Source organism: Saccharopolyspora sp. 6M (assembly GCF_020176775.1).
Lineage (GTDB): Bacteria > Actinomycetota > Actinomycetes > Mycobacteriales > Pseudonocardiaceae > Saccharopolyspora_C > Saccharopolyspora_C gregorii.
In genome coordinates, this window is sequence record NZ_JAIUJZ010000013.1 from 39,243 (window position 1) to 65,002 (window position 25,760).

Genomic DNA, 25,760 nt, shown 5'->3' on the forward strand with positions numbered 1-25,760 from the left:
GGCCCCCCGCGCCCCGCCCAACCGCCCCCGGGGGGGGGCCCGGGGGGGGGCCGCCCCGGGGGGGGGGGCGCCCGGGGCGGGAGCGGCCGGGACGGGAGCGGCCGAAGCGAGGCCGTGCTCGGCCGAGACCGCGGCCGCTTCCTGCGACCTGCCGCGGGCGGCCAGGATCGCCGGGGACTCCGGCAGCAGCCGGACCGCCACCGGTAACAGCACCACCGCGGGCACCGCGCCCGCGACGAACACCCAGCGCCACCCGGCGGTGTCGACCAGCACCAGCGCGATGAGCGGCGCGAGCGCCCCGCCCGCCTGGTGCGCGGTCATGATCACCCCGGTGGCCAGCGCCCGGCGGTTCCCCGGCCAGAACTCCATGCCGTAGGCGATGGCGATCGGCAGCAGCGCACCGAGCCCGAAACCGCACAGCAGCCGGCAGAACCCGACCGCGACCGCGCTCCCGGCCAGCCCGGAGCCGAGGGTCGCGGCGGTGAACAGCGCCACCGAGGCGAAGACCGCCGGGCGGCGCCCTACCCAGCGGGTGACGGTGCCGGACAGGACGGTGCCGACGAGCATCCCGAAGGTGGTGGCGCTGCCGATCTCGCCCGCGGTCGCGTCGGTGAGCCCGAGCTGCCCGGAGCCGATCATCTCGGGCAGCACCGAGCCGTAGACGAAGGTGTCGATGCCGTCGAGCAGCACCAGCGCCCAGCACAGCGCGATGACGACCGCGCGCCGCCGGGCGGTCGGGTCGGGGGTGGTCGTGGTCCGGTTCATGGCGGGCTCCTCGCTGCCGACCTGTGCACTACCGGGTGGGGACCTGTCGAGGTGGAGAACTGCCGAGCTTCGAACGGTCCGGCCGGAGAACCGCCGGACGACGCGGGGTCAGTCGACCGGCGGTGTGCCGTGGGTGTGGAAGGACTCGATGGTCTGCAGGCCCCAGGCCTGGCCCCGCGCCCGTTCCCGCTCGGTCCAGGTGATCAGCGGCCAGTCGGGGGCGAGCACCAGGCGGGTCAGCGGGTTGCACAGCTCGACCCGGTTGCCACCGGGTTCGTAGACGTAGAGGAAGAAGGTCTGCTGGATGGCGTGCTTGTGCGGCCCGGTCTCGATGAACACGCCGGTGTCGACGGCGAGGTCGGCGGCGCGCAGCACGTCCTCGCGGGTGTCGGTGGCGAAGGCGATGTGGTGCAGCCGTCCCGAGGAGCCGGTGCGGTCCTTGGTATGCACGAGGTCGTAGGACTTCTGGGTGAAGGTCTGCCAGCGGGCGGCGATCTCGCCGTCGTCCAGCCGGATCTGCTCGGTGGGGCGGGCACCGAGCACGTCGACGAGGAAGCCGCTGGCCCGCGCGACGTCGGCGGCGAGGTAGTTGACGTGGTCGAGCCTGCGGACTCCGACGCCGTGGCCGGGTTTGGCCTGCGGCTGGTTCTTCAGCGCGGGCGCGAGTTCGTCGGGCGCCTCGTACCAGGACGTCTCGTGGTAGAGCGCGATCTCGTGCCCGTCCGGGTCGACCGTGGTCCACAGTGGACCGATACCGGGTTCGTCGCGCACCCACCGCCCGCTGCCGCCCGCGGCCCGCACCGCCGCCGTGCGGCGCTCCAGGGCTTCGGCGGAGGAGCAGCGCAGCGCGGTGCGGCCGACGCCCGGCCGGTCGCGGCGGGTCACCACCAGGCTGTGGTGCTCGTAGTCGTCCCAGGTGCGCAGGTAGGTGTGGTCCCCGTCCTGCGCGGTGGTGGTGAGCCCGAGGAATTCGGTGCAGAAGGCCACCGTGTCCGCGGGGCACGGCGTGAACAGCTGGACGTGCCCGAGGTGGGCGACGTCGCCGAGCGGCGGGCGCGTGGGCGTGTCGGCGACCATCCGCGCGAGGGTGGTGAGCTGCTCCGGGACGGGGTTCTTCGGGACGGGGTGCTCCGGGAGCGGGTTCTCCTGGGCTGGCTCTTCCGGGACCGGGTTCATGCGACCTCTCCTCCGAAGGGTTCAGCGACCGGTGGCGGGTTCCGGCGCCGCCGACTCGGCGCGCAGCCGGATCTTGCGGGTGGCGGGTCCGAACAGCGCTAGCGCGATCGCCCCCACCACCCAGGTTCCCGCGATGAAGTAGAAGACGGTCCGGTAACCGTGGCCGCTGTAGAGCGCGGCGATGATCAGCGGCCCGAAGGCGTTGGACAACCGGCCCAGCCCGTAGGAGATCGAGGTGCCCAGCGACCGGCCGCCGGTGTCGTAGAGCTCCGGCGAGTAGGCGTAGGCCAGCGAGGTGTAGCCGCGCTCGAACAGGTTCACCAGGAACCCGAACACGACGACCAGCACCGGCAGGAACGTCAACCCGTACAGCAGGCCGGAACCGGCGATGATCAGGCCGAAGACCACCAGCGCCCACTTGCGCTCGAACCGGTCGGTGACCTGCGCGGCCAGGAACGACCCGAGCGGCGCGCCGACGGTGGTGAGCGCGACGAAGAAGATGGAGTCCTCCACGCTGACGCCCTCGGCGGCCAGCAGCGTCGGCGCCCACGAGGAGAAGCCGAAGAACCCGATGGTCTGGGTGATCCACAGGACCGAGAGCAGCACGGTCGGGAACAGGAACTTGCGCTGCTTGAGCAGGCGCAGCCCCGGTTTCGCGGTGGCCGCCGCCGCGACCGGTTCGGCGGCGGCAGGCAGGGCACCGTGCTCGTCGACGGCCTCGTCCTCCAGCCGCCGCAGGACCGCCTCGGCCTCCTCGCGGCGGCCGCGGCTCTCCAGCCATTGCGGGGATTCGACGAGCTTGCGCAGGAAGAACAGGAACAGCACGCCGAGCGCGCCCCACAGGTACACCAGCCGCCAGGTCTGCTCCCCCATCGGCACGACCAGCGCGGCGATCAGGTTGGTGACCGGGGTCCCGCAGATGCCGATCATGATCACGTAGGCCTGGAACTTGCCGCGCTTCGCCCGCGGGAACAGCTCGTTGAGGTACACGACCGCGACCACGGTCATCGCGGCGAGCCCGGCGCTGGTCAGCACCCGGAACACGCCCATCGAGGCGATGTCCCAGGCGAACACCGTCGCCAGCGACCACACCGAGAACCACACCGTGGTCAACGTCAGCGTCCGCTTCCGGCCCAGCCGGTCGGCCATCCCACCGGCCACCACCGACCCGAGGAACATGCCGACGAACGACAGCGAGGTCACGTAGGCGATGTGGCCGACGTCGGCGCCCCACTGCTCGCGGACCTTCGGCGCGGTGATGGCGAAGGTGTTGATGTCGGCGAACTCGAAGAAGTACGCGAACGCCAGCGCGGCGATCGTGGTCCGGTGGAACCGGGAGATCGGCAACCGGTCGAGCCGGTTCGCCGAGTTCGCGGCCCGTTCGTCGCCGTTGACGGGGTGCTGCACTGCGGTCTCCTCGGGGCGGGCCGGGCTTCGTCGCCCGGCCGTGGATCAGGCCTGCTCGTCCGGCCAGTACAGGCGCATCGGGTTGTCCACCAGCAGCGCCTGCCGCTGCTGCGGGGTGACCGCGATCCGCGGGACGTGGTCGAGCAGGAGCCCGTCGTCGGGCATGTGGTCGGTGAGGTTCGGGTGCGGCCAGTCGGTGCCCCACAGCACCCGGTCCGGGAAGGCCTCGACGGCGCGGCGCGCGAAGGGCACCACGTCGGCGTAGGCGTGCCGCTCGCCGTCGAGCGCGGGCGGGCCGGTGCGGGACAGGCGTTCCGGGCAGGAGACCTTGACCCACGCGCGGTGGCGGTCCGCGAACTCCAGGAACCGGCTGAACTCCGGCCCGTCCGGGTCCTGCGCGACGTCGGGGCGGCCCAGGTGGTCGATCACGATCGGCACCGGCAGGCTCGGCGCGAACTCCTCGATGTCGGGCAGGTCGCGGGCCTCGAAGTAGAGCACGACGTGCCAGCCCAGCGGCGCGATCTTCTCGGCGATGGCCCGCAGGGTCCGGGTCGGCGCGGTGTCGACCAGCCGCTTGACGAAGTTGAACCGCACGCCGCGCACCCCGGCCGCGTGCAGCCGCTCCAGCTCGGCGCGGGTGACGTCACCGTCCACCGCGGACACCCCGCGGGCTCGGCCGCCGGAGGCCCGCAGCGCGTCGACCAGGGCGCTGTTGTCGGTGCCGTGGCAGGTGGCCTGCACGATCACGTTGCGGGAGAGGCCGAGGTGGTCGCGCAACGCGAACAGCTGCTCCTTGCCCGCGTCGACCGGGGTGTACTTGCGCTCGGCGGCGAACGGGAAGCGCGCGGCGGGCCCGAACACGTGGCAGTGCGCGTCGACCGAGCCCGCGGGCGGGACGAACGCCGGGGTGCTCGGTTCCGGGTGCCAGGGCAGCCACCCCGGGGTGACTTCGGTGCTCATGGGGTTCTCCTCCTGCCGCCGGGGCGGCGTGCGTCGTTGCACGGGATCGCCGGTTCCCGCTCCGGGACCCGGAGTTCAGTCCCGGTAGGTCAGTCCCATGGCTTCGAGCTTCGGGCGCATGCCGTAGAGGTCCAGGCCGAGCTCGCCCTCCTGGAACCGCGCGCGCTTGCCCGCTTCCCCGGACTCCCGCTTCGCGGCGGCCGCCGCCACCTCCGATGCCTTCGCGGCGGGAACCACGACCACTCCATCGGTGTCGGCCACGATGACGTCGCCCGGTTCGACCAGCGCGTTGGCGACGACGACCGGCACGTTCACCGAGCCGAGGGTGGCCTTGACGGTGCCCTTCGCGTTGATGGCGCGGGAGAACACCGGGAAGTCCATGGCGCGCAGCTCGTCGACGTCGCGGCAACCGCCGTCGATGACCAGCCCCTTCGCGCCGCGGGCGCGCAGCGAGGTGGCGAGCAGTTCGCCGAAGAAGCCGTCCTCGCATTCCGTGGTGCAGCCGGCGACCAGCACGTCGCCCTCCTGCACCTGCTCGGCGGCGACGTGCAGCATCCAGTTGTCCCCGGGCTGCAGCAGCGCGGTGACGGCGGTGCCGCAGACCCGCGCCCCTTCGTAGACGGGGCGGACGTAGGGCCGCAGCAGCCCGACCCGGCCCAGCGCCTCGTGGACCGTGGCGACGCCGAAGTCCGCGAGGGCTTCGACGGCGTCCCGGTCGGCGCGCTGGACGGTTCGGTGGACGATTCCGAGTTCGTGCACGGTGCTCCTTCGGTTCAGCGGCCCTGCGCGGTCAGGCGCGCGTCCAGCCGGGGGTAGGCGCGGCGGGCGTTGCCCGCCTCGATGGCGGCGAGGGATTCGGCGGTGAGCCCGGCGTGCTCGACGTAGCGGCGGGTGTCGTCGAAGTGGTGCCCCGTGCGGGGGTCGATGCCGCGCACCGCGCCGACCATCTCCGAGGCGAACAGCACCGACTCGTGCGGGATCACGTCCAGCAGCAGGTCGATGCCCGGCTGGTGGTAGACGCAGGTGTCGAAGAAGACGTTGCCCAGCAGCGCTTCCTCCGGCTCCGGCTTGCCCAGCGCTTGGGCGAGCCCGCGGAACCGGCCCCAGTGGTAGGGCACCGCACCGCCGCCGTGCGGGATCACCAGGCGCAGCTCGGGGAAGTCGGCGAACAGATCTCCCTGCAGCAGCTGCATGAACGCGGTGGTGTCGGCGTTGAGGTAGTGCGCGCCGGTGGTGTGGAACGCCGCGTTGCAGCTGGTGGACACGTGCACCATCGCGGGCACGTCCAGCTCGACGAGCTTCTCCCACACCGGGTACCAGTGCCGGTCGGTCAGCGGCGGGGCGGTCCAGTGCCCGCCGGAGGGGTCGGGGTTGATGTTCACCGCGACCGCGCCGAGTTCCCGCACCACCCGCTCCAGCTCGGGCAGGGTCGTCGCCGGATCGACCCCGGGCGACTGCGGCAGCATCGCGCCGGGCGCGAACCGCTCCGGGTAGAGCTCCGAGACCCGGTGGCACAGGTCGTTGCAGATCCGCGCCCACGCCGCGGAGGTCGCGAAGTCCCCGACGTGGTGCGCCATGAACGAGGCGCGCGGGGAGAAGACGGTGACGTCGATGCCGCGCTCGTCCATCTGCCGCAGCTGGTGGGCTTCCAGGGACTCGCGGATCTCGTCGTCGCTGATGATCGGGCCCGCCGGGTCGGGCCGCAGCGCCGGGTCGGCCAGCCCGGCGACCTGCGCGTCGCGCCAGCGGCCGAGCGGCTCGGGGGCGGTGGTGTAGTGGCCGTGCACGTCGATGATCACGCGGAACGCTCCTCGGCAGCGGGATTCCAGAGGGCGGCGGGTACGAGGACCTCGCCGGACATCAGCAGGCGGGCGGTGCGCAGCAGTCCCGAGCGCAGCACCCGGCCGGGTTCGGCGGGGTCGAGCCCCAGGGTGACGCTGAACTCGCCGGACGGGTGCTCCACCGAGACGGTGGGTTCGGTGCCGCGGACCTCGGCGGCCACCTCGCGGGCGACGCTGCCCTCCAGCACGCACGCGGTGGCGGCGGTGACCGCGGCCAGCACGCCGATCGAGCGGTGCGCGACCCGCGGGATGAGGCTGCGGGTGGACAGGTCGCCGCCGTGCCGGGGCGGCGCGACGAGCGTCATCTTCGGGTAGTTCTTCGCCTCGACGTCGCCGAGCCCCATCGCGCGGCCGCAGACCAGCCGCAGCGCCTCCACCTTCGCCCGGAGCTCCGCGTCGGCGTCGATCTCGGCGGGGTCCTCGTAGCCGGTGGAGCCGAGCCGCGCGGCTTGGACGACCACCAGCGGCTGCCCGTTGTCGATCAGCGTCACGTCCACCGCGCCGAGCCCGGGGACTTCGACGGTGTCCCGCGTGTTCCCGGTGGGCAGCAGCGAACCGGCCACCGAGCCCGCGGTGTCCAGGAACCCGATCTCGACCGGCGCGGCGGTGCCGGGGACGCCGTCGATGCGCGCGTCGCCCGCGTACTCGACGTGCCTGGTCCCGTCCGGTCCGGCGGGCGTGCGGACGGTGATCTCGGCGACCATGCCGGTGTTGCGGGTGAGCACGCGGGCGGTGGTGCGGTCGGCGTCCGGGACGACCATGCCGGTCTCGACGGCGAACGGGAGCACCGCGGCGAGCATGTTCCCGCAGTTCGCGGTCGTGTCGACGGTGCTCCCGCCGGGCTGCACCTGGCCGAACGTCCACTCCACGTCCACGCCGGGGCGCTCGCTCGGGCGCACGATCCCGACCTTGCTGGTCAGCGGGTGCGCTCCCCCGAGCCCGTCGATCTGCCGCTCGTCCGGGGAACCGAGCGCGGCCAGCAGCACCGCGTCGCGGGTGGGAACGTCCGCGGGCAGCGCCCGCTCGTCGAAGAACGGTCCCCGCGAGGTGCCGCCCCGCAGGAACAGGCACGGGACCGCGGTCTGCGCGCCGCGGCGGTGCGAGCGCGCGGCCGGTCCGGCGTCGGCGGGCATGGCATTCCTCCTCCGAGGTGCCGCGGGTGCGGCGTCCTCCGTGGGCATGCCGAGCAACCTAAACTATGAACACGATTGTTAACAATCCCTTGGACAAAATCAGGTTCGGTGGGTGGTCCCGGACCTCGGGGGCCTGGCGGACCGGATGCCGCGCCCGCGCTCCGGCACCAGCACGTTGCCAGCGCTGCGACCAGGGGCGGGGCGCCATAGCATCGCATCCGCCACGGCCCTCCAGCGCCTGCGAGGAGTGCGGATGTCCGAACAACACGGCGGCTCCGACGACCCGGAGCTCGCGGGCTTCGACGAGGAGCCGGACCTGTCGGCGGCGGAGCGGGACCTGCGTGGTGTGCCCACCCGGACGCCCGCGGGGGATCCGATCCGGAACGTGTACTACGTGGCGTTCGTGGCCGCGCTGGGCGGCCTGCTGTACGGGTACGACACCGGGGTCATCTCCGGCACCCTGATCCAGATCGCCCAGGACTTCGGCATCACCGAGTCCTACCGGCTGTTCGGCGCCACCATCCCCGGCCACACCATCGAAGAGATGATCACCGCCTCGATCCTGGTCGGCGCGGTGGTGGGCGCGCTCGGCGCGGGCTGGTTCGCGATGCGGTTCGGCCGCCGGTCGACGATCATCACCGTCGCGGTGATCTTCGCGGTCGGCGTGGTGCTGGCCGGGCTCTCCCCCGAACCGCTGACGCTGATCGGCAGCAGGCTGCTGCTGGGGCTGGCGGTGGGTGGCTGCACCCAGACCATCCCGACCTACATCGCCGAGCTGTCCCCGCCGGAGCGCCGCGGTGGTTTCGTCACCTTCTTCAACGTCGCGATCGGCATCGGCATCCTCTCCGCCGCGCTGGTCAACGTGGTGTTCCGCGAAGCCGGCTGGCACTGGAAGATCATGGTCGCGGTGGTGCCCGCGGTCCTGCTGGTCCTCGGCATGCTCCGGGCCCCCGAGAGCCCGCGCTGGCTGGTGCACCACGACCACGTCGACGCGGCGCGGATGGTGCTGCGGTGGGTCCGGCCCGACGGTCCGGCCGCCGACCGCGAGGTGCGCGGGATCGAGCACGTGCTCCAGCGGGAGAACGAGGCCCGCGGCGGCCCGTGGTCGGCCCTGGGCGAGAAGTGGCTGCGCCCGGCGCTGGTCGCGGGCCTGGCGGTCGCGATCTTCACCCAGATCACCGGGCTGGAGATGATGATCTACTACACGCCGGTCATCCTGACCATGGTCGGCTTCTCGTCCGGGTTCTCGCTGTGGGCCAACGTCGGCGTCGGCGTCGTGTACGTGGTGATGACGCTGGTCGGCAAGCTGGTCGTCGACCGGATCGGCCGCCGCAGCCTGATGCTGGCGATGCTGCCCGGGTCGGCGATCTCGATCGCGCTGTTCGGGCTGCTGTTCCTGGTCTCCGGCCAGCGGCCGGACCCGTGGCTCGCCCTGGCGCTGCTGCTGGCGTTCATGTTCTTCCAGGCGGGCGGCATCCAGGTGGTGGGCTGGCTGATCGGCTCGGAGATCTACCCGCTGCGGATCCGGCCCGCCGCCACCGGCCTGCACGCCGCCGCGCTGTGGGGGGCGAACCTGCTGGTCACCTCGACGGCGCTCACCCTCGTCAACGCGCTCACCCTGGGTGGGGCGATGCTGGTCTACGCCGCGCTGAACGTCCTGGCCTGGGTGGTCGTGCTGCTCCGCGTGCCCGAGACGAAGGGCCGGTCGCTGGAGACCATCGAGCGCAGCCTGAAGCGCGGGACCTTCCTGCCCGAACCGGTGCGGCACAGGTCCTGACGCCGCCGGGCGGGCGGTCTCACCAGCTGCCCGCCGCGGCGAGCAGCTCCCCGAGGACCGACCGGAGGTGGTGGCCGAGCGCGCGGGTCGAGGCGGGCGGCGTCCGCTAGCGGCGGACCCGGCCGGCTCACCCGAGCGCGAGCAGCTCCTCGGCGGCGGTGGCGTCAGTGACGAGGCCGTGGATGAGGCCGGAGCGGATCGCCGCGAGCATCGCCTTGGTCTTCGTGGCGCCGCCGCCGACGGCGATCACCTCCGGCACCGCGCGCAGCAGCTCCGCCGGGATCGCGATGCAGCGGTCCTCCAGCCCGGAGACCACGCCGCCCTGCACGTTGAGCAGCGTCCCGCACACCTCGGCCTGCACGCCCTTGGCGAGCAGCGCCCGCCGCTCCTCCACCGGCAGCGAATCGTGCATCTTCGAATCCGGCGGGTCCCAGCTGCCGACGCCGACGACCGCCCGCGTCACCGTCCTGTGCAGCTCCAGCGCCCGGGCGATCCCGGGCTGGCTGCGCAGGCCGCGGGCCGTGGTGGTGTCGGCGACGACGAACGGCGCGTAGATCGGGCTGGCCGGGCCGCCGTTGACCGCCGACACCTGCCGCACCAGCTCGACGGTGTTCTCCGAGACCGAACCGGCGACCCCGGTCAGCTGCACCACCGGGCAGGTCGCCAGCTGGGTCAGCGACTCGGGGATCGAACCGAGCGTGCGGCCCCAGGCGACGCCGAGGCAGTCGTCCTCGGTCACCACGTCGCCGAGCAGCTCGGCGGCGACCTTGCCGAGCTGGCGCCGCCGGGTGGCCGCGTCGTCGGCCGTGACCACGGCGAGCGCCCGCTTCAACCCGAAGTGGCGGCGCAGCCGGTCCGAGAGCCCGGCGTCCACACCGGACGGGAGTTCGACGGTGATGCGCACGATCCCCGCCGCGTGCGCGGCGTCGAGCAGCCGCGCCACCTGGAACCGCGACAGCGCGAGGTCCTCCGCGATCTGGGACTTCGTCCGCTTCTCGAAGTAGTGCTTCGTCGCGACGAGCGCGGCCAGCATCTGGCGCTCCGGACCCACCTGGACTCCCGACTGGCGTGACGACCGCTCATATGAGCGGCCGGTGTTGACTGATGAGCGGGGCGGGTCCGAAGGTAGCACCTCGTCGACATCGGGGTCCGACGCGCGAGGAGAGCAGTGCACGGCAACGCGACAGGACCGGCTCACCGGAGCCGGGCCGGGCGGTGGGGACGAACCACCGCCTCCGGTCGAGGCTGCCCGGCCCCTCGCCGCGAGCACGACCCGGCCTACGAGCGCTCGGCTGATCGGCGCCTCGCCGGCCCGGCACGGCCGGGTCCTCCCCGTATCCCGCTGCCCCGCACCGGCCCACCGGGCGGGGCGGCGGCGACGAGCCTGCGGAACCGGCCGGCTCGGGACGGCGCCGGAGGAGCGGACTCCGCGCCGAGTCCGCCCGTCCGGCCCGCCCCGGCCGCGCCGGTCTCCGCTCCCCCGTTGGCCCACGGCCCGCTGGGCGCTCGCGGTGGCGGAGTGCACCTCGCCCCCGCGTGCAGCAGCCTGCCCCTGGCAACGGAGCTGATCCGCCCCCTCCGGCGGGCGGATCGATGATCGAGAAGTGGAACCACTGGAGGCAAAGGTGCCGAACCCCATTCCCAGCCGGATGTCGGCTGTCGTCGTCCACGGCCCGGAGGACTACCGCCTGGAAGAGGTGGACGTCCCCGCACCGGCCGCGGGCGAGTTGTTGATCGAAGTGGAAGCGGTCGGCGTCTGCGCCAGCGACCTGAAGTGCTACCACGGCGCCGCGAAGTTCTGGGGCGACGAGAACCGCGCCGCCTGGGCGCAGAAGGGGATCATCCCCGGCCACGAGTTCGTCGGCACCGTCGTGTCCGGTGACGAGGAGGCGCTGCGGCACCACAAGGTCGAGGTCGGCGACCGGATCGCCTGCGAGCAGATCGTGCCCTGCGAGGAGTGCCGGTACTGCCGCCGCGGCGAGTACTGGATGTGCGGGCCGCACGACATGTTCGGCTTCCGCAACTACCACGGCGCCATGGCCCAGTACACGCTGGTGCCGAAGAAGGCCCGCGCGCACAAGGTCTCGCACGACCTGAAGCCGGAGCACGCCGCCTACGCCGAACCGCTGTCCTGCGCGCTGCACGCGGTGGAGCGCGCCGACATCAAGTTCGGCGACGTGGTCGTCGTCGCGGGCTGCGGCCCCATCGGCCTCGGCCTGATCGCCGGTGCGCGGCAGAAGAACCCGATGACGCTGGTCGCGCTGGACCTCGACGACGACAAGCTCGAACTGGGCCGCCGCTGCGGCGCCGACGTCACCTTCAACCCGCTGAAGGACGACGTGGTCGCCAAGGTCGCCGAACTGACCGAGGGCTACGGCGCCGACGTCTACCTGGAGGGCACCGGTGCCACCCCGGCGGTCGGGCAGGGGCTGAACCTGCTGCGCAAGCTCGGGACCTACGTGGAGTACTCGGTGTTCGGCTCGGACGTGACGGTCGACTGGTCGATCATCTCCGACGACAAGGAGCTCAACGTCCTCGGCGCGCACCTCGGGCCGCACTGCTGGCCCGCGGCGATCAAGCTGCTGGAGCAGGGCAAGATCCCGGTCGACGAGATCTGCACCCACCAGCTCGGTTTGAGCGAGTTCCAGCAGGCCCTCGACCTGGTCGCCGACGCCTCGGGTGCGTCGGTCAAGGTCTCGATCCTGCCCAACGCGTGAAGGGCGGGACGAACATGACCACCACCGAGACCACCGGCGCGCAGCGCGAGACGTTCCTCGACCGGGTCGGCATCCCGCACTCGCTGCGCTGGGGATTCTTCGCCGTGCTCGTCTTCATGACCGGCAACGGCACCGAGACCAACTTCATCTCGCCGCACATCGAGACCGTGCTCGACAGCCCCGCCACCACGGTGAGCACGATCATCTCCATGTACGGCGTGTCCGTGCTGGTGGGCAGCTACCTGTCCGGCGTGCTGGCCGACCTGTGGGGGCCGCGCCGCGTGATGCAGCTCGGCGCCGCCGTGTGGGTGGTGTTCGAGGCGCTGTTCCTGGTCGCGCTCGGCACCGGCAGCATGCCGCTGGTGTTCCTGACGTACTTCCTGCGCGGGTTCGGCTATCCGCTGTTCGCGTTCGCGTTCCTGGTGTGGGTCAACGTGGTCACGCCGGTGGAGCGCAACGGCAAGGCCGTCGGCTGGTTCTACGTGATGTTCACCGGTGGCCTGCCCACGCTGGGTTCGCTCTACGCGCTGGGCATGATCCCCGTCTTCGGCGGCGGCACCGGCGGCGAGACCGGGGCGATGATCGCCTCCATCGCGCTCGTGGTGATCGGCTTCCTGATCGCGCAGTTCGCGGTGCACGAACCGCACGGTGACCGCCGCGTCGCCGCCGCGGAGCTGTCCACCGGCGAGGTGCTGACCGCGGGCCTGCGGCTCACCGCGCGCCGGCCGAAGATCCTGATGGGCTTCCTGGTGCGGCTGATCAACACCGCGCCGCAGTACGGCATGTTCATCATCCTGCCGACGGTCATCGCCGACGAGCTCGGCTGGGGCCAGTCCCGCTGGCTGGTCATGACCACGCTGGTCTACGCGTCGAACATCCTGCTCAACGCCGTGTTCGGCGCCATCGGCGACAAGTGGGGCTGGCGGCGCACCGTGCAGTGGTTCGGCGTCTTCGGCTCCGCGCTCGGCCTGCTCGCCTGGTGGTACGTGGCGCACCTGGTCCCCGCCGGTTCGGCGTGGGGCTTCTGGGCCGCGACCGCCGCGGGCTGCGTGTTCGGCGCGCTGCTCGCCGGGTTCGTGCCGATGGGCGCGATCATGCCCGCGCTCGCTCCCGAGCAGAAGGGCGCCGCGATGGCCATGTACACCACCGCGGCCGGCGGTGCGGCGTTCCTCGGCGCGGCCGTCCCGGCCGTCGTGCTCGCCATCGGGCTCGGCAACGCCGGCGTGGTGTGGGCGTTCGTCCTGCTCTACGTGGCCGCGTTCATCATGGTCGGCTACCTGAAGGTGCCGGAGGACGAGAACCGGCGGGCGGTGGCCGCGAGCCGCTGACCCGTTCCGCTCGACGCAGGTCCGCCCGTGCCGCACGGGCGGACCTGCTCGCGTTCGGGACCCGTACCGGGCGGGCGGCACCTCGCCACCGTCCACATCGGCCGGACGGGTGTCCGGGATCACGTGCTGCGACGGGATTTCGGGCAGGAATCCGCTTGACCGTGCCGCGACGGCCGGGCGTGTGCTGGGCGCATGCCGCTCACCGCCGCCACCTACCTCGCCTCGCACCTGCTGAGCCTGCTCGGCAACGGGATCGCCGCGGTCGCGCTGCCGCTGATCGTGCTGCAGACCACCGGGAGCCCGCTGGGCACCGCGGTCCTCGCCGGAGCGACCGCGATCCCCGCCGTGGTGGTCGGCCTGCTCGGCGGGGTCGTGATCGACCGGATCGACCGGCGCACCGCCTCGGCGGTCTCCGACCTCGTCTCCGCCGCATCGGTCGCCGCGCTGCCCCTGGTCGACCTGCTGTGGGGCCTGAACCTGACCTGGTTCGTCCTGCTGGGGATCCTCGGCTCGTTCGGGGACGTGCCCGGCACGACGGCGCGCGAAGTGCTCGCGCCCGCGGTGGCGCGGCACGCCGGGATCGACCTGACCCGGTTGATCGGCCTGCGCCAGACCACGACCTCCGCGGCCCTGGTGGTCGGCCCGGCGGCGGCCGGCCTGCTGCTCGCCACCTTCGACGCCACCTCGGTGCTGTGGATCACCGCGGGGACCTCGGCCGCGGCGGCGCTGCTGACGCGGACGCTGCCGCGCGGGCTCGGCGCGGTCGAGGCCACCGCGGCGCCGCGCCGCTCGGTGCTGCGGGAACTCGGCGAGGGCTTCGCCGTGGTGGGGCGCAGCCGGTTCCTGCTCGGCACATCCGGGATCGTCGTCGGCCTCGCCGTGGCGCTCGGCGGGTTGCAGGGCCTGGTGATGCCGCTGTACTTCGACCGCATCGCCCGGCCCGACCTGCTCGGGCTGGTGCTCACCGCGCTCGCCGCCGGGATGCTGGGCGGCGCGGCGCTCTACGGCGCCGTCGGGCGGCGGCTCGGCACCCGGACGTGGCTGTCGATCGGATTCGCCCTCACCACCGCCGGATTCCTGCTGATGGCGTCCCTGCTCGCCCCGGCCGCGGTGTTCGCGGGCGCCGCCTTGCTCGGCCTGGGCAACTCCGTGGTCGGCGCGGTCGTCGGGGTGCTGCAGGTCGAACGCACCAGCGGTGCGGTGCGCGGGCGGGTGCTCAGCCTCAAGACCACGCTGCTGACCGTCGCCGCCCCCGCCGGGATCGGGCTGGCCGGGGTGGTGGCCGAGCACGGGACGCCGGTCCTCGCCGGGCTCAGCGTCGCCGGGGTGTGGGTGCTGGTGCTGGCGGCCGTGCTCGGCACCCGCGCGCTGCGCGACGTGGCACCGGCGTCGGCCCCCTCCCCCGCCCGTGGCTGAGGACGCGGTGCGCACCGCGCGCCACGCGGCATGTGGTGGGCTGGTGCCCGCCCCGGGACCCGCCCGCAGCGGAGCACCGGCGGCGGCGCGGAGCGCACCACCGGCTCGGCGACGCGATCACACCGGCGTGACCAGGAGGAACCGAACCATGCAGACCATCCGCCACGACGTCACCACCGACGGCGTCCTCGTCGTCACGCTGGACCGCCCGGACCAGCTCAACGCCTTCACCGTCACCATGGCCGACGAGCTGGAGGAGACCTTCGTCCGGGCCGCCGCCGACGACGCGGTGCGCGCGGTGGTCGTCACCGGTGCCGGGCGCGCCTTCTGCGCCGGCATGGACCTCAGCGCGGAGGGCAACGTGTTCGGCCTGGACGAGTCGAAGCGGCCGACGCTCACCGACCTGGCCGACCTGTCCGATCCGGAGCTGGCCCGCGTCCGCGACACCGGCGGCCGCGTCACCCTCGCCGTGCACGACTGCACCAAGCCCGTCATCGCCGCCATCAACGGCGCCGCCGTGGGCATCGGGGCGACGATGACGCTGGCGATGGACGCGCGCCTGATGTCGAGCAGGGCGCGCTTCGGCCTCGTGTTCGGGCGGCTCGGCATCGTGCCGGAGGCCGCGTCCTCCTGGTTCCTGCCGCGCATCGTCGGACTGCCCCGGGCACTGGACCTGGCTTACCGGGCGGACATCCTCGACGCGGCGGCCGCCGCGGAAGCCGGGCTCGCGAACGCCGTGCACGAGCCCGACGCGCTGCTCGACGAGGCGCTGCGGCTCGCCGACGCCTGGACCAGGGACCGCTCGCCCGTCGCGACCGCGCTGACCCGCCAGCTGATGCGCCGCGGCAGCGCCCTCGCGCACCCGCGCGACGCGCATCGGCTCGACTCGCTCGCGATGTTCTACACCAACATCGGCGACGGCGCCGAAGGCGTCGCCGCCTTCCGGGAGAAGCGCGCGCCCGAATTCCGCGGCAAGGCCTCCGACCTGCCCGCCTTCCACGCCGAATGGCTCGACGAGCAGCGGTGATCGCCGGCGTCAGCGGTACCGGGCGAGGCCGCGTTCGTCGTGGGTGGCGGCGCGCCGGGGGCGTCCCGGGGCGCGGTCGAGGACGTCGTCTCTCTTCGCGCAGCGGGGGCCATCGTCACGCGTCGTAGTCCACGGTGACCTCGTCGGAGCAGGGCAGGCTCTGGCAGGTGAGCACGAAGCCCGCGTCCACTTCGGACCGTTCCAGGGCGAAGTTGCGGCGCATGTCGACCTCGCCGCGGGTGACCAACGCGCGGCAGGTCCCGCACACCCCGCCCTTGCAGGCGAACGGCAGGTCGGGCCGGGAGCGCTGCGCACCGTCCAAGATGGACGCATCGCGGGACAGCGAGATCGTGGTGGCCCGGCCGTCGAGCACGACGGTGACCTCGCTGGCCGCGCCGCCCACCGCCGCGTCCGGATGCCGCACCGGTGCGGGCGGGGCGTCGTCGACGAAGAACAGCTCCAGGTGGATGCGGTCCTCGGCGACCCCGGCGCCGACCAGGTGGTCGCGGGCGGCGGTGACCAGCTCGAACGGTCCGCACAGCCACCAGTGGTCCACCGCGTCGAGGTCACCGAGCAGCGGGCCGAGCGCGGCGAGCTTCGCCGGGTCGAGCCTGCCGGTGAACAGTTCGGCCTCGCGCGGTTCCCGGGACAGCACGTGGATCAGCTCCAGCCGCGCCGGGTGGCGGTCCTTCAGGTCGGCGATGTCGTCGGCGAACATCACCGTGTCGGCCCGCCGGTTGCCGTACAGCAGCGTCACCGAGGCGTCGGGTTCGCGCAGCACCGTCGCCGCGATCGACAGCATCGGCGTGATGCCGGAGCCCGCGGCGATGAGCACGTGCCTGCCGGGCACGCCCGGTTCCGGGGTGAAGTTCCCGGTGGGCGTGCCGACCTCGACCTCGTCGCCGGGGCGCAGGTCGTGCACGAGCCAGGTGGAGAACAGCCCGTCCGGCACCTCCCGCACCCCGATCCGCGGTGCGGTCCCTTCCGGGGAGCAGATCGAGTAGGAGCGCCGTTCCTCGCGCCCGTCGATGGTGCGCCGCAGCGTCAGCGACTGCCCGGCGCGGAACGCGTACGCCCCGGCGAGCTCGTCGGGCACCGCGAAGGTCACCGCCACGGCGTCGTCGCACAGCCGGGAGACGTCGGCGACGCGCAGCACGTGGAACTCACCGCGCAGCCGGGACGCAACGGGGGTGCTCACGTCAGATCTCCTTCACGTGCTCGAACGGTTCGGCGCAGGAGCGGCAGCGGCGCAGCGCCTTGCACGCGGTCGCGGCGAACCGGGACACCTCGACGGTGTCGGGCGAACCGCACCGCGGGCAGGACACCCGCCGCACGGTGGGGCCGAGGGTCAGCGGGATCGGCCCGGCCGCCGGCCGCGGCCCGGTGCCGGGCGGGGCGACGCCCGCTTCGGCGAGCTTGCGGCGCCCGTCCGCGCTGATCCAGTCGCTGCTCCAGGCCGGGGTGAGCACGGTGCGGATCTCCACCTCGCGGTATCCGGCGCCGCGCAGCGCGTGCTCCAGGTCGTCGCGCATGGTGTCCATCGCCGGGCACCCCGAGTAGGTCGGCGTGATCGTGACGACGACCCGGCCGCCGGACTCCGACACCTCGCGCAGCACGCCGAGGTCGGCGAGGGTGAGCATCGGCAGCTCCGGGTCCACCACCGCCGCGGCGACGGTGCGCGCGTCCTGCCGCAGGCCGGTCACCACGTCGCCCCCGGCATCGCCCGGGCCACGCTCTGCAGCTCGGCCAGCAGGAATCCCATCGCTTCGGTGTGCACGCCGTCGCGGCCGGTCCGGTTCGAGACCCCGGCGATCGGTGCCGCGTCCGGCTCGGCCAGCGTCGCGGCGGCGAACACCTGCGCCAGCACCGCGTCGAACTCGGCGCGCAGCCCGGCCGGGTCGACGCCGACGCCGTCCGCGGCGAGCGCCTCCTCCACGGGATGGGTGGTGAACAGCTCGGCCACGTACGGCCACACCGCCGCGAGCCCAGCGGTGACGCGCTGGTGGGAGTGCTCGGTGCCGTCGCCGAGGCGCACCACCCACTGCGCGGCGTAGTCGCGATGGTAGGTGACCTCCTTGACGCCCTTGTCGGCGATCGCGGCCAGCACCGGGTCGCGGGAGCCGGTGAGCCGCTGCAGCAGCGCGAGCCGCCAGGTGGCGAACACCAGCAGCCGGGCGACCAGTTCGCCGAAGTCGCCGCGTTCCAGCTCGACGAGCCGGACGTTGCGGAACTCGTGCTCGGCGCGGGAGAACGCGTAGTCGTCCTCACCCCGCCCCCGGCCCTCCGCCTTCCCGGCGCGGGCGAGGAGCAGCCGCGCCTGGCCCAGCAGGTCGAGGCCGATGTTCGCGATCGCCACCTCGTCCTCCAGCTCGGGCGCCCGGGTGCACCACTCCTGCAACCGGTGCGAGAGGACCAGCGCGTCGTCGCCGAGCATCAGGCAGTACGCGGCGAGCGCGGCGTCGTCCACGCCGCCCGGGACGGTGGTGTCCACTCCGGACAGCGGGTCCTCGAAGCCGGTGCCGAACGCCCAGCGGGCGTCGCCCTCCTCGGTGAGGGCTTCGTAGGCGTTGTCGAAGGACATCGGTGCCTCACATGTGCGGGACGGACTCGGGGATGTCGTAGAACGTCGGGTGCCGGTACACCTTGTCGCCGCTGGGCGCGAAGAACGGGTCCTTCTCGTCGGGCGAGGAGGCGGCGATGGCCGAGGCGCGCACCACCCAGATCGACACGCCCTCGTTGCGGCGCGTGTAGAGGTCGCGGGCGTGGTGCAGCGCCATCTGGTCGTCGGCGGCGTGCAGCGAGCCGACGTGCACGTGGTTCAGCCCGCGCTTGCCGCGGACGAACACCTCGTACAGCGGCCAGTCGTGCCGGGCACCGGCGGGGTTCGAGTCGCTCATGCCGTCGCCTCCTGGTTCTTCGCCGCGTGCGCGGCCGCGGCCTCGCGGACCCAGGCGCCTTCGTCGTGGGCGCGGCGCCTGCGGGCGATGCGCTGCGCGTTGCACGGGCCGTTGCCCTGCAGCACGTTCTTGAACTCGGCCCAGTCGACGGCGCCGAAGTCGTAGTGCCCGCGGTCGGCGTTCCACGCCAGGTCCGGGTCCGGGAAGGTGACGCCGAGGGCGTCGGCCTGCGGCACGGACATGTCGACGAAGCGCTGCCGCAGCTCGTCGTTGGTGTGCCGCTTGACCTTCCACGCCATCGACTGGGCGGTGTTCGGCGAGTCGGCGTCCGGCGGGCCGAACATCATCAGCGACGGCCACCACCAGCGGTCGACGGCCTCCTGCACCATCTCCCGCTGCTGCCCGGTGCCCCGCATCATCGTCATGAGCAGCTCGTAGCCCTGGCGCTGGTGGAAGGACTCCTCCTTGCAGATCCGCACCATCGCCCGCGCGTAGGGGCCGTAGGAACTCCGGCACAGCGGCACCTGGTTGCAGATCGCGGCGCCGTCGACGAGCCAGCCGATCACCCCGACGTCGGCGAACGTCAGCGTCGGGTAGTTGAAGATCGACGAGTACTTCTGGCGGCCCGAGATCAGCTTCTCGGTGAGGTCCGCCCGGTCCACGCCGAGGGTTTCCGCCGCCGAGTACAGGTACAGCCCGTGCCCGGCCTCGTCCTGCACCTTCGCCAGCAGGATCGCCTTGCGCCGCAACGAGGGCGCCCGCGTGATCCAGTTCCCCTCGGGCTGCATGCCGATGATCTCGGAGTGCGCGTGCTGGGCGATCTGGCGGACCATCGTCTTGCGGTAGCCCTCGGGTGTCCAGTCGCGCGGTTCGATCCGCTGATCGCGTTCGATGGTCCGCTCGAAGTGGGATTCGAGTTCGGTCTCGGGGAGCGTGGCGGTCATCGGTCCTCCTTCGCGACGAGGGTCAGCACGTCGTACTTCGCGACGGACTCGCCGTTCTGGTTGGTGACGTCGGCGTCCCACCGGACCTCGCCGTAGTCCTGGTCGACGCGCGGGGTGATCTGCTTGGCCGTCAACGTCACGGTCAGCTCGTCGTCCGCCTGCACCGGCGTCAGGAAGCGCAGGTTCTCCAGCCCGTAGTTCGCCAGGACCGGGCCGGGTTCCGGCGAGACGAACAGGCCCGCGGCGAACGAGACCACCAGGTAGCCGTGCGCGACGATCCCGCCGAACAGCGGGTTGGCCGCGGCCGCTTCCGGGTCGGTGTGGGCGTAGAAGGTGTCGCCGGTGAACTCGGCGAAGTGGTCGATGTCGGCGCGGGTGACGGCGCGCGGCCCGGCGACGACGGTGTCGCCGATCTCCAGCTGCGTCAACGACTTCCGGAAGGGGTGGGCCTCGGCCTCGCGCCGCGGGGCGCCTGGGACCCAGCGCCCGGTGATCCCGCTGAGCGCGGCGGGCGAGCCCTGCACGGCGGTGCGCTGCATGTGGTGCAGCACGCCGCGGATGCCGCCCAGCTCCTCCCCGCCGCCCGCGCGCCCCGGGCCGCCGTGCACGAGCTGCGGCATCGGCGAGCCGTGCCCGGTGGATTCCTCCGCATCGGCGGCGTCGAGCACCAGCAGGCGACCGTGGAACGGTGCGACGCCGAGCACGACCTCGCGCACGAAGTCCGGGTCGGCGGAGACGACGGAACCCACGAGGCTGCCGCCGCCGCGGGCCGCCAGCTCGACGACCTGTGCGGCGGAGGTGTAGGGCAGCAGCGTCGAGACCGGCCCGAACGCCTCGACCTCGTGCGGCTCGGGCCGTTCCGGGTCGGCGCGCAGCAGCACCGGCGAGAGGAACGCGCCGCGTTCGGCGTCCGCGCCGACGACGTCGACGTGCTCGGGGTCGCCGAACACCACCGAGCCGGCCGCCAGCAGCGCCTTCAGCGAGCGGCGGACCTCTTCGCGCTGCTCCAGGCTCGCCAGCGCCCCCATCCGGACCCCGTCGGCCTCGGGAGCGCCGACGGTCACCTTCGCCAGCCGCTCGGAGGCCGCCGCGGCGACCTCGTCGACCAGCTCGGCAGGCACGAACGCGCGGCGGATCGCGGTGCACTTCTGCCCGGCCTTGACCGTCATCTCGGTGGTGAGCTGCTTGACGAACAGGTCGAACTCCGCGGTGCCCGGGACCGCGTCGGGCCCGAGGATCGAGCAGTTCAGCGAGTCGGCTTCGGCGTTGAACCGCACCGAGTTCCGCACGATCGCCGGGTGGGCGCGCAGCTTCTGCGCCGTCGCGGCCGAGCCGGTGAACGACACCAGGTCCTGCGCGGTCACGTGGTCCAGCAGGTCTCCGGCGCTGCCCGCGACGAACTGCAGCGAACCCTCCGGCAGGATGCCCGATTCGACGATCAGCTCGACCAGCCGCGCCGTCAGGTACGCCGTCTGGCTGGCGGGCTTGACCAGGCTCGGCACCCCGGCGAGGAACGCGGGGGCGAACTTCTCCAGCGGGCCCCAGACGGGGAAGTTGAAGGCGTTGATCTGCACGGCGACCCCGCGCAGCGGGGTGGCGATGTGCTGGGCCAGGAACGTGCCGCCCTTGCTCAGCGGCTCGACGGCGCCGTCGACGTGGACGGTGTCGTTGGGCAGTTCGCGCTTGCCCTTCGAGCCGTATGCGAACAGCACGCCGATGCCGCCGTCGACGTCGAACTTCGAGTCGCCGAGCGTGGCGCCGGTCTTCGCGGACAGCGCGTAGAGCTCATCCCGGTGCTCGCGCAGGTGCGAGGCGAGCGCCTTGAGCAGCGCGGCGCGCTGGTGGAAGGTCAGCCGCCGCAGCGCGGGACCGCCGACCTCGCGGCCGTACCGCAGCGCGGCGGCGAAGTCGATCCCGGCCGAGGAGATCCGCGCGACCTCCTCCCCGGTGGAGGCGTCGTGCAGCGGAGCGCCCTCGTCCGCCGCCGCGCGCCACTCCCCGGAGACGTAGCTGCGCAACAGCTCTGCCGCGTGCCCCATCGACCCTCCTCAACCGATTAACCGACCGAACGTTCAGGAACTGATGCTAGCGCGCCCGCGGAGCCGGGGGAACCCGGAACCGCGAAGCAGCGGCCCCGCGTCCCGGCTCGCCCGCGCGAGTTCACCCCGCGCGCCCAGCCCGTCGGCCGACCGCGCCCGGCCGGACCGGCGCTCCCGGCGACACCGAGGTCCGGGCGCCCGCGACCGCGAAGGCCTGCGCGATCCCGGCACCCCTCCGGCCGCCGCCGAGCACCCGCCGTCCGCCGGGATCCGCGCCGGACGATCGACCGGCGCGACCCGCGGTGGCCGACCCCGCCGCTGCGGCCCCCGCGTCCCGGCGCCGAAGCCCGGTTCCCGGCGCGGACCACTCCGCATTCCGCCGCACGCCGCACCCCGATCCGCCGGACGGCCCCGCACCGGGACACGTTCGCCGGTTCGGCGGCGCGGAATTCGGGACTACCGTTGTGCCACGTCGGGAAACTCGACGAGCCCAGATGGAGGGACGGTCCATGCCGAAGCCCGAATCTGCCACCAAGGACCCGAACAAGGGCTGCGTAGCGCTCCTCGGCTGGAGCCTCAACGCGGTGGAAGCCCTCGACCGGTTCGACCGGAGGTACGTGGTCGTCGCACCGGACTGGGCGGAGGAGTACTGCGCCGAACACGACATCCCATACCTGCGCTGGAACTTCGAACGGCTCAACGACCGCTCGATGGAGATCGCCGAGCTGCTGCAGGACCGCGGCGTCGACGTGGCCATCCCGCTGTTCGAGGAGACCGTGGAGTGGGCCGGGGCGATCAACTCGGTGCTGCTGGACAACCCGCGGCTGCTCGGCCAGGCGATGTTGTTGCGGGACAAGGCGTTGATGAAGCGCCGCGCCCAGCTCGGCGGCATCCGGGTGGGGATCTTCGAGGAGGCGCACGACCGGGACGACGTGATCCGGTTCCTCAAGCGGGTCAACCAGACGCTGCTCAAGCTCGACGGCGACCCGAACGACCCGATCCACATCAAGGCTTTCGACAAGGCGGGCTGCCTCGGGCACCGGGTGATCCGCACCCCGGACGAGATCGACGCCATCCCGGACGAGGAGTTCCCCGTCCTGATGGAATCGCACCTGGACGGCTGGGAGTTCGCCGTCGAGGCGTGGATCCACCACGGGAAGATCAAATTCCTGAACATCTCCGAGTACGTCACGCTCGGGTACTCCGTGTTCGTCCCGGCGACGCCGGCGCTGGAGCGGTTCCGGCCGCAGATCACCGAACAGGTGGAGAAGCTGATCAAGGCGTTCGACATCGAGTTCGGCTTCGTGCACCCCGAGTACTTCGTCACCAGTGACGGCGAGATGTACTTCGGCGAGGTCGCCTACCGGCCCCCGGGCTTCCGGGTCTTCGAGCTGCTGGAGCGGGCCTACGGGTTCAACGCCTACCAGGGCCTGGCGCTGGCCTTCGACCCGAAGACGACCGAGGAGGAGATCGACGGCTTCTTCCCGCGCGAGGTCGTGGACGCCACCGGCGTCGCCGGGTGCTTCGGGGTGTACCCGCGCCGGCGGGTCGTCAGCGAACTGCGACTGCCCGAGGAGACCGAGGACGACGACTACTATGAGTCCCACGATCTGACGGCCCCGCCGGAGGCGACCGTGACCAAGCGGACCGCGTTCGGCAACCACTGGGGCCTGGTGTACTTCTTCGGTGACGACCCGCACCGGATGCGAGACCTGTTGAAGCAGCAGGAAGAGCTCGACTTCTACGTCTGAGGTCTCCGCGCACGCGGGAGGCCTCGCAGGGAGAGACCCGTGGAACCGACCGCCGACGCCGAGGGTGCGCCGACGACGCTGGACCGGCGCGTCGGCTCGCTCGACGACGCCGTCCGCGCCCTGTCCGAGACCCGCGACTTCGGGAAGCCGACGAAGCTGCGCCGGGTGCTGGAGGCGCTGCGGCGGGTGCTCCGGCAACCGGGCGGCGCGGCGGCGGTCCAGGCCCGTGCGCAGGCGCTGGACGAGGCGGGGTTGTTCGACGGCACCGACTGGGCCTCCCCCGCCATCCTCATCCCGGCGCTGGCCGGGCCCGGCCTCCGCTGCGAGAACGCGGACACGCTGGTGCTGGAGGCGACCAGCGAGCTGCGGCTGCTCGCGATCGCGCGCGGCGAGTACGCCCACCCCGCGTTCTCCGCCGACGACGCCCACCAGTTCCTCTCCCAGGTGCTGGCGATGAACCTGGATCTGCTGTTCACCCCGCCCAACGAAGCGGAGCGCGCCCGGCAGGGGCGCAACGCGCAGCTGATCCGCGACCTGTTCCAGTACCTCGCCGACGGCATCGGCTACGACAGCGTGCTCGGCGAACTCGTCGACGAGATCTGGCGGATCCTGCGCCAGCGGCCGATCCAGGTCGAGCAGGTGCAGTCGCTGATCACGCGGATCTCCGTCTACCGCAGCGACCCGGACGTCGACTTCGGCTCCACCTCCGGGCAGGGCCTGGACCGGCTGATCACCAGCCTGTTCGGCACGACCGAGGCGTGCCGGGACGATCCGGGGATCCCCGCGTTCCGCGAGCGGCTGGAGGCGATGGACACCAGCGGCCTGCAGTACGAGGCCAGCGGGTTCGCGCGGGCGATGCACGACACCGGGCTGGTCTCGCCGTACCACGCCGAACTGCTGCGGTTCCTGCTCGGCGACAACGACTACCTCGTCGCGGAGGCGCTGGGCCTGTCCGACATCGGCCGCACGTGCCTGATGCGCTACCGCGACGTGGTGCGCCGGCTGGTCGAGGAGGCGGTGCACCCGCAGACCGCGCAGTGCGTCTACGGGCTCGCGCTGCTGCTCGACCGCGGCGTGCTGCACGAGGCCCCGGTGGTGCCCGCGCTGTGGCGCCAGCTCTCCCTGGAGCTCTCCCCCACCGCCCGGCAACGCCTGACCGCGGTCTTCGGCGACGAGCCGAGCCCGGAAGCGCGGCTGGTAGCGGGGGTGATCTCGATGCTGGGCCAGCCGCTCGGCGTCGGGCAGGGCGACAACCCGACCTGCCAGTCGGCCCGCGCGCTGTCGATGTGGGCCTACAACGACCCGGACTACCTGCTGCAGCTCGTCGTGTGGGCGGCCCGGGACGACGAGATCATCATGCATTTCGAGGGCAGCCCGCTGTCCTCGAAGGACAGCGCGGGCGGAGTCGCCAAGGCCATGCCGATCGACCTGGACCCGGTGTCGCTCGTCGTGGTGCCGCACCTCGACCGGATCTACGCCGAGATGGGACGGCGCTGCGCGGACCGGCCCGGGGACCCGCACCGCTGGGTCAACCCCGAGTTCCACGGCTGGTGGGCCGCGCGCGGCTTCTGGATCAACGTCGACGTGGCGACCGGGAACCTGGTGGACCTGGACGAGTTCCTGCGCCAGTTCCACGCGGGCTACCACCCCGGCTACAACGGCGGGCGGCCGCTGATCCACCCGCAGCCGGCCGGGATCGCCGTCACCGACAGCGCGGCGCGCTACATCGGCTGGCACGCGATCACCATCCTGCGGGTCGGGCCGGATCCGCAGGGCGTCGTGCGGGTGTACTTCTTCAACCCCAACAACGACAGCGGGCAGGACTGGGGCGACGGCGTGGTCGTCTCCACCACCGGTCACGGCGAGCGGTTCGGGGAGGCGTCGCTGCCGTTCGACCAGTTCGCCTCCCGCATCTACATCTTCCACGTCGACCCGCTCGAACGCGGCGAACCCGAGCGCGTCCCCGCCGAGGACGTCGAGCGGATCATCGGCTACCTGGAGCGCAGCTGGGGCCGCGACCGGTTGCGCCCCGGCGCGTTGCAGGCCTCGGAAGGACCGCACGGCGATCACTAGCTCCGTCCACTTCGGACTACGACTCGGCGCCCTCCGGATACCCCACCTTCGCGTTCCACAGCGCGGGACGTTCCCGCCCGGCGAACTCGTGCACGTATCCGCAGCGCGCGCAGATCAGCCCGGTGGCGGACCGGTTTCCCCACACCAGGTCGAAGGAGCTGGCGGAGGTGGTGCTCAGCTTCACCTGGCGGGACCAGAACAACCCGTGGTCGCACACCAGGCACCGGAAGGCGCGCCCCAGCACGGTGACGAGCTTCGGGTCGGACCTGAGACCACCCATGCCACGATCGTCCCAGCCGACGTCCCCCACCGGCATGCGCCGATCAGGCACAAACCCGACATCCTGCCGCACGTTCCGCGTTCCCCGGACGAACCCGGCAGCACTGCGCCGGCCAAGACGAACGAGCGGCGCCGGGCGGCGTGCTGCGGCGCGGAGCGCGGATGACCGCGTTCGTCGACCGCCGCTGCTACCTTCTCTCCCCGATCACGCCACCTCCCGAAGTCCCTCG

Annotated in this window: 21 protein-coding genes and 1 pseudogene; 7 read left to right on the plus strand and 15 right to left on the minus strand. The window is 72.7% G+C overall.

Features of this window, described 5'->3' with window-relative positions; genetic code table 11:
• The 7 genes and pseudogenes from LCD31_RS02340 to LCD31_RS02370 all read right to left on the minus strand — a co-directional run.
• Window positions 1-765 (minus strand): annotated as a pseudogene (locus LCD31_RS02340) (MFS transporter); the annotation flags it as partial.
• A gap of 108 nt (window positions 766-873) precedes the next feature.
• On the minus strand, window positions 874-1,941 hold the full coding sequence (locus LCD31_RS02345; protein WP_224955745.1) for a VOC family protein: 1,068 nt from the start codon (window positions 1,939-1,941) through the stop codon (window positions 874-876).
• Window positions 1,942-1,962: 21 nt separating this feature from the next.
• Window positions 1,963-3,348, minus strand: a complete 1,386-nt coding sequence (locus LCD31_RS02350) for an MFS transporter (protein ID WP_224955746.1) — start codon at window positions 3,346-3,348, stop codon at window positions 1,963-1,965.
• Between the two features lie 45 nt (window positions 3,349-3,393).
• On the minus strand, window positions 3,394-4,308 hold the full coding sequence (locus LCD31_RS02355; RefSeq protein WP_224955747.1) for an amidohydrolase family protein: 915 nt from the start codon (window positions 4,306-4,308) through the stop codon (window positions 3,394-3,396).
• A gap of 75 nt (window positions 4,309-4,383) precedes the next feature.
• Window positions 4,384-5,067, minus strand: coding sequence for a 4-carboxy-4-hydroxy-2-oxoadipate aldolase/oxaloacetate decarboxylase (gene ligK, locus LCD31_RS02360; protein WP_224955748.1), 684 nt, complete (start codon window positions 5,065-5,067; stop codon window positions 4,384-4,386).
• Between the two features lie 14 nt (window positions 5,068-5,081).
• Entirely contained in the window at window positions 5,082-6,107 is a 1,026-nt protein-coding gene (locus tag LCD31_RS02365; RefSeq protein ID WP_224955749.1) for an amidohydrolase family protein, read from the minus strand.
• The gene (locus tag LCD31_RS02370; protein WP_224955750.1) at window positions 6,104-7,282 is read right to left on the minus strand and encodes a 4-oxalomesaconate tautomerase; all 1,179 of its coding nucleotides are present in this window, start codon (window positions 7,280-7,282) and stop codon (window positions 6,104-6,106) included. The genes LCD31_RS02365 and LCD31_RS02370 overlap by 4 nt, the downstream gene beginning before the upstream one ends.
• 253 nt (window positions 7,283-7,535) lie before the next feature.
• On the opposite strand from LCD31_RS02370, the gene LCD31_RS02375 reads away from it, so the two are divergent.
• Window positions 7,536-9,059 carry a sugar porter family MFS transporter gene (locus tag LCD31_RS02375; protein WP_224955751.1) on the plus strand — a complete coding sequence of 508 codons (1,524 nt, stop codon included), beginning with the start codon at window positions 7,536-7,538 and terminating at the stop codon, window positions 9,057-9,059.
• 127 nt (window positions 9,060-9,186) lie between these two features.
• Here LCD31_RS02375 and LCD31_RS02380 read toward each other — a convergent pair whose 3' ends face one another.
• Window positions 9,187-10,110, minus strand: coding sequence for a sugar-binding transcriptional regulator (locus LCD31_RS02380; protein WP_224955752.1), 924 nt, complete (start codon window positions 10,108-10,110; stop codon window positions 9,187-9,189).
• A 574-nt stretch (window positions 10,111-10,684) separates the two neighbouring features.
• Between LCD31_RS02380 and LCD31_RS02385 the strand changes: the two genes are divergently transcribed.
• The 4 genes from LCD31_RS02385 to LCD31_RS02400 all read left to right on the plus strand — a co-directional run bounded on the left by LCD31_RS02385 (window position 10,685) and on the right by LCD31_RS02400 (window position 15,547).
• Window positions 10,685-11,776, plus strand: a complete 1,092-nt coding sequence (locus LCD31_RS02385) for an alcohol dehydrogenase catalytic domain-containing protein (RefSeq protein WP_224955753.1) — start codon at window positions 10,685-10,687, stop codon at window positions 11,774-11,776.
• Between the two features lie 14 nt (window positions 11,777-11,790).
• Window positions 11,791-13,104, plus strand: coding sequence for an RbtT/DalT/CsbX family MFS transporter (locus LCD31_RS02390; RefSeq protein ID WP_224955754.1), 1,314 nt, complete (start codon window positions 11,791-11,793; stop codon window positions 13,102-13,104).
• 192 nt (window positions 13,105-13,296) lie between these two features.
• Window positions 13,297-14,520 carry an MFS transporter gene (locus tag LCD31_RS02395; protein WP_224955755.1) on the plus strand — a complete coding sequence of 408 codons (1,224 nt, stop codon included), beginning with the start codon at window positions 13,297-13,299 and terminating at the stop codon, window positions 14,518-14,520.
• A 148-nt stretch (window positions 14,521-14,668) separates the two neighbouring features.
• On the plus strand, window positions 14,669-15,547 hold the full coding sequence (locus tag LCD31_RS02400) for an enoyl-CoA hydratase-related protein (protein ID WP_224955756.1): 879 nt from the start codon (window positions 14,669-14,671) through the stop codon (window positions 15,545-15,547).
• A gap of 115 nt (window positions 15,548-15,662) precedes the next feature.
• Here LCD31_RS02400 and paaE read toward each other — a convergent pair whose 3' ends face one another.
• Genes paaE through paaZ form a run of 6 tightly spaced genes read right to left on the minus strand, consistent with a single transcriptional unit; the run spans window position 15,663 to window position 21,427 of the window.
• The gene (paaE, locus tag LCD31_RS02405) at window positions 15,663-16,745 is read right to left on the minus strand and encodes a 1,2-phenylacetyl-CoA epoxidase subunit PaaE (protein WP_224955757.1); all 1,083 of its coding nucleotides are present in this window, start codon (window positions 16,743-16,745) and stop codon (window positions 15,663-15,665) included.
• 1 nt (window position 16,746) lies between these two features.
• Complete coding sequence (paaD, locus tag LCD31_RS02410; RefSeq protein ID WP_224955758.1) at window positions 16,747-17,253, minus strand: 1,2-phenylacetyl-CoA epoxidase subunit PaaD; 507 nt, start codon at window positions 17,251-17,253, stop codon at window positions 16,747-16,749.
• Window positions 17,247-18,128 carry a 1,2-phenylacetyl-CoA epoxidase subunit PaaC gene (gene paaC, locus LCD31_RS02415; RefSeq protein WP_224955759.1) on the minus strand — a complete coding sequence of 294 codons (882 nt, stop codon included), beginning with the start codon at window positions 18,126-18,128 and terminating at the stop codon, window positions 17,247-17,249. The genes paaD and paaC overlap by 7 nt, the downstream gene beginning before the upstream one ends.
• 7 nt (window positions 18,129-18,135) lie before the next feature.
• Complete coding sequence (gene paaB / locus LCD31_RS02420; protein WP_224955760.1) at window positions 18,136-18,444, minus strand: 1,2-phenylacetyl-CoA epoxidase subunit PaaB; 309 nt, start codon at window positions 18,442-18,444, stop codon at window positions 18,136-18,138.
• Window positions 18,441-19,388: a 1,2-phenylacetyl-CoA epoxidase subunit PaaA gene (gene paaA, locus LCD31_RS02425; RefSeq protein ID WP_224955761.1), complete on the minus strand. Its 948-nt coding sequence runs from the start codon at window positions 19,386-19,388 to the stop codon at window positions 18,441-18,443. Before paaA ends, paaB begins: the two co-directional genes overlap by 4 nt.
• Window positions 19,385-21,427, minus strand: a complete 2,043-nt coding sequence (gene paaZ, locus LCD31_RS02430; protein ID WP_224955762.1) for a phenylacetic acid degradation bifunctional protein PaaZ — start codon at window positions 21,425-21,427, stop codon at window positions 19,385-19,387. Before paaZ ends, paaA begins: the two co-directional genes overlap by 4 nt.
• A gap of 509 nt (window positions 21,428-21,936) precedes the next feature.
• Between paaZ and LCD31_RS02435 the strand changes: the two genes are divergently transcribed.
• Entirely contained in the window at window positions 21,937-23,178 is a 1,242-nt protein-coding gene (locus tag LCD31_RS02435; RefSeq protein WP_224955763.1) for an acetyl-CoA carboxylase biotin carboxylase subunit family protein, read from the plus strand.
• Window positions 23,179-23,217: 39 nt separating this feature from the next.
• On the plus strand, window positions 23,218-25,251 hold the full coding sequence (locus tag LCD31_RS02440; RefSeq protein WP_224955764.1) for a hypothetical protein: 2,034 nt from the start codon (window positions 23,218-23,220) through the stop codon (window positions 25,249-25,251).
• Between the two features lie 16 nt (window positions 25,252-25,267).
• Here the strand turns inward: LCD31_RS02440 and LCD31_RS02445 are convergent, their stop codons facing one another.
• Window positions 25,268-25,531 (minus strand): hypothetical protein, encoded by a 264-nt coding sequence (locus LCD31_RS02445; RefSeq protein WP_224955765.1) that lies wholly within the window; start codon window positions 25,529-25,531, stop codon window positions 25,268-25,270.
• Between the last annotated feature and the right edge of the window lie 229 nt (window positions 25,532-25,760).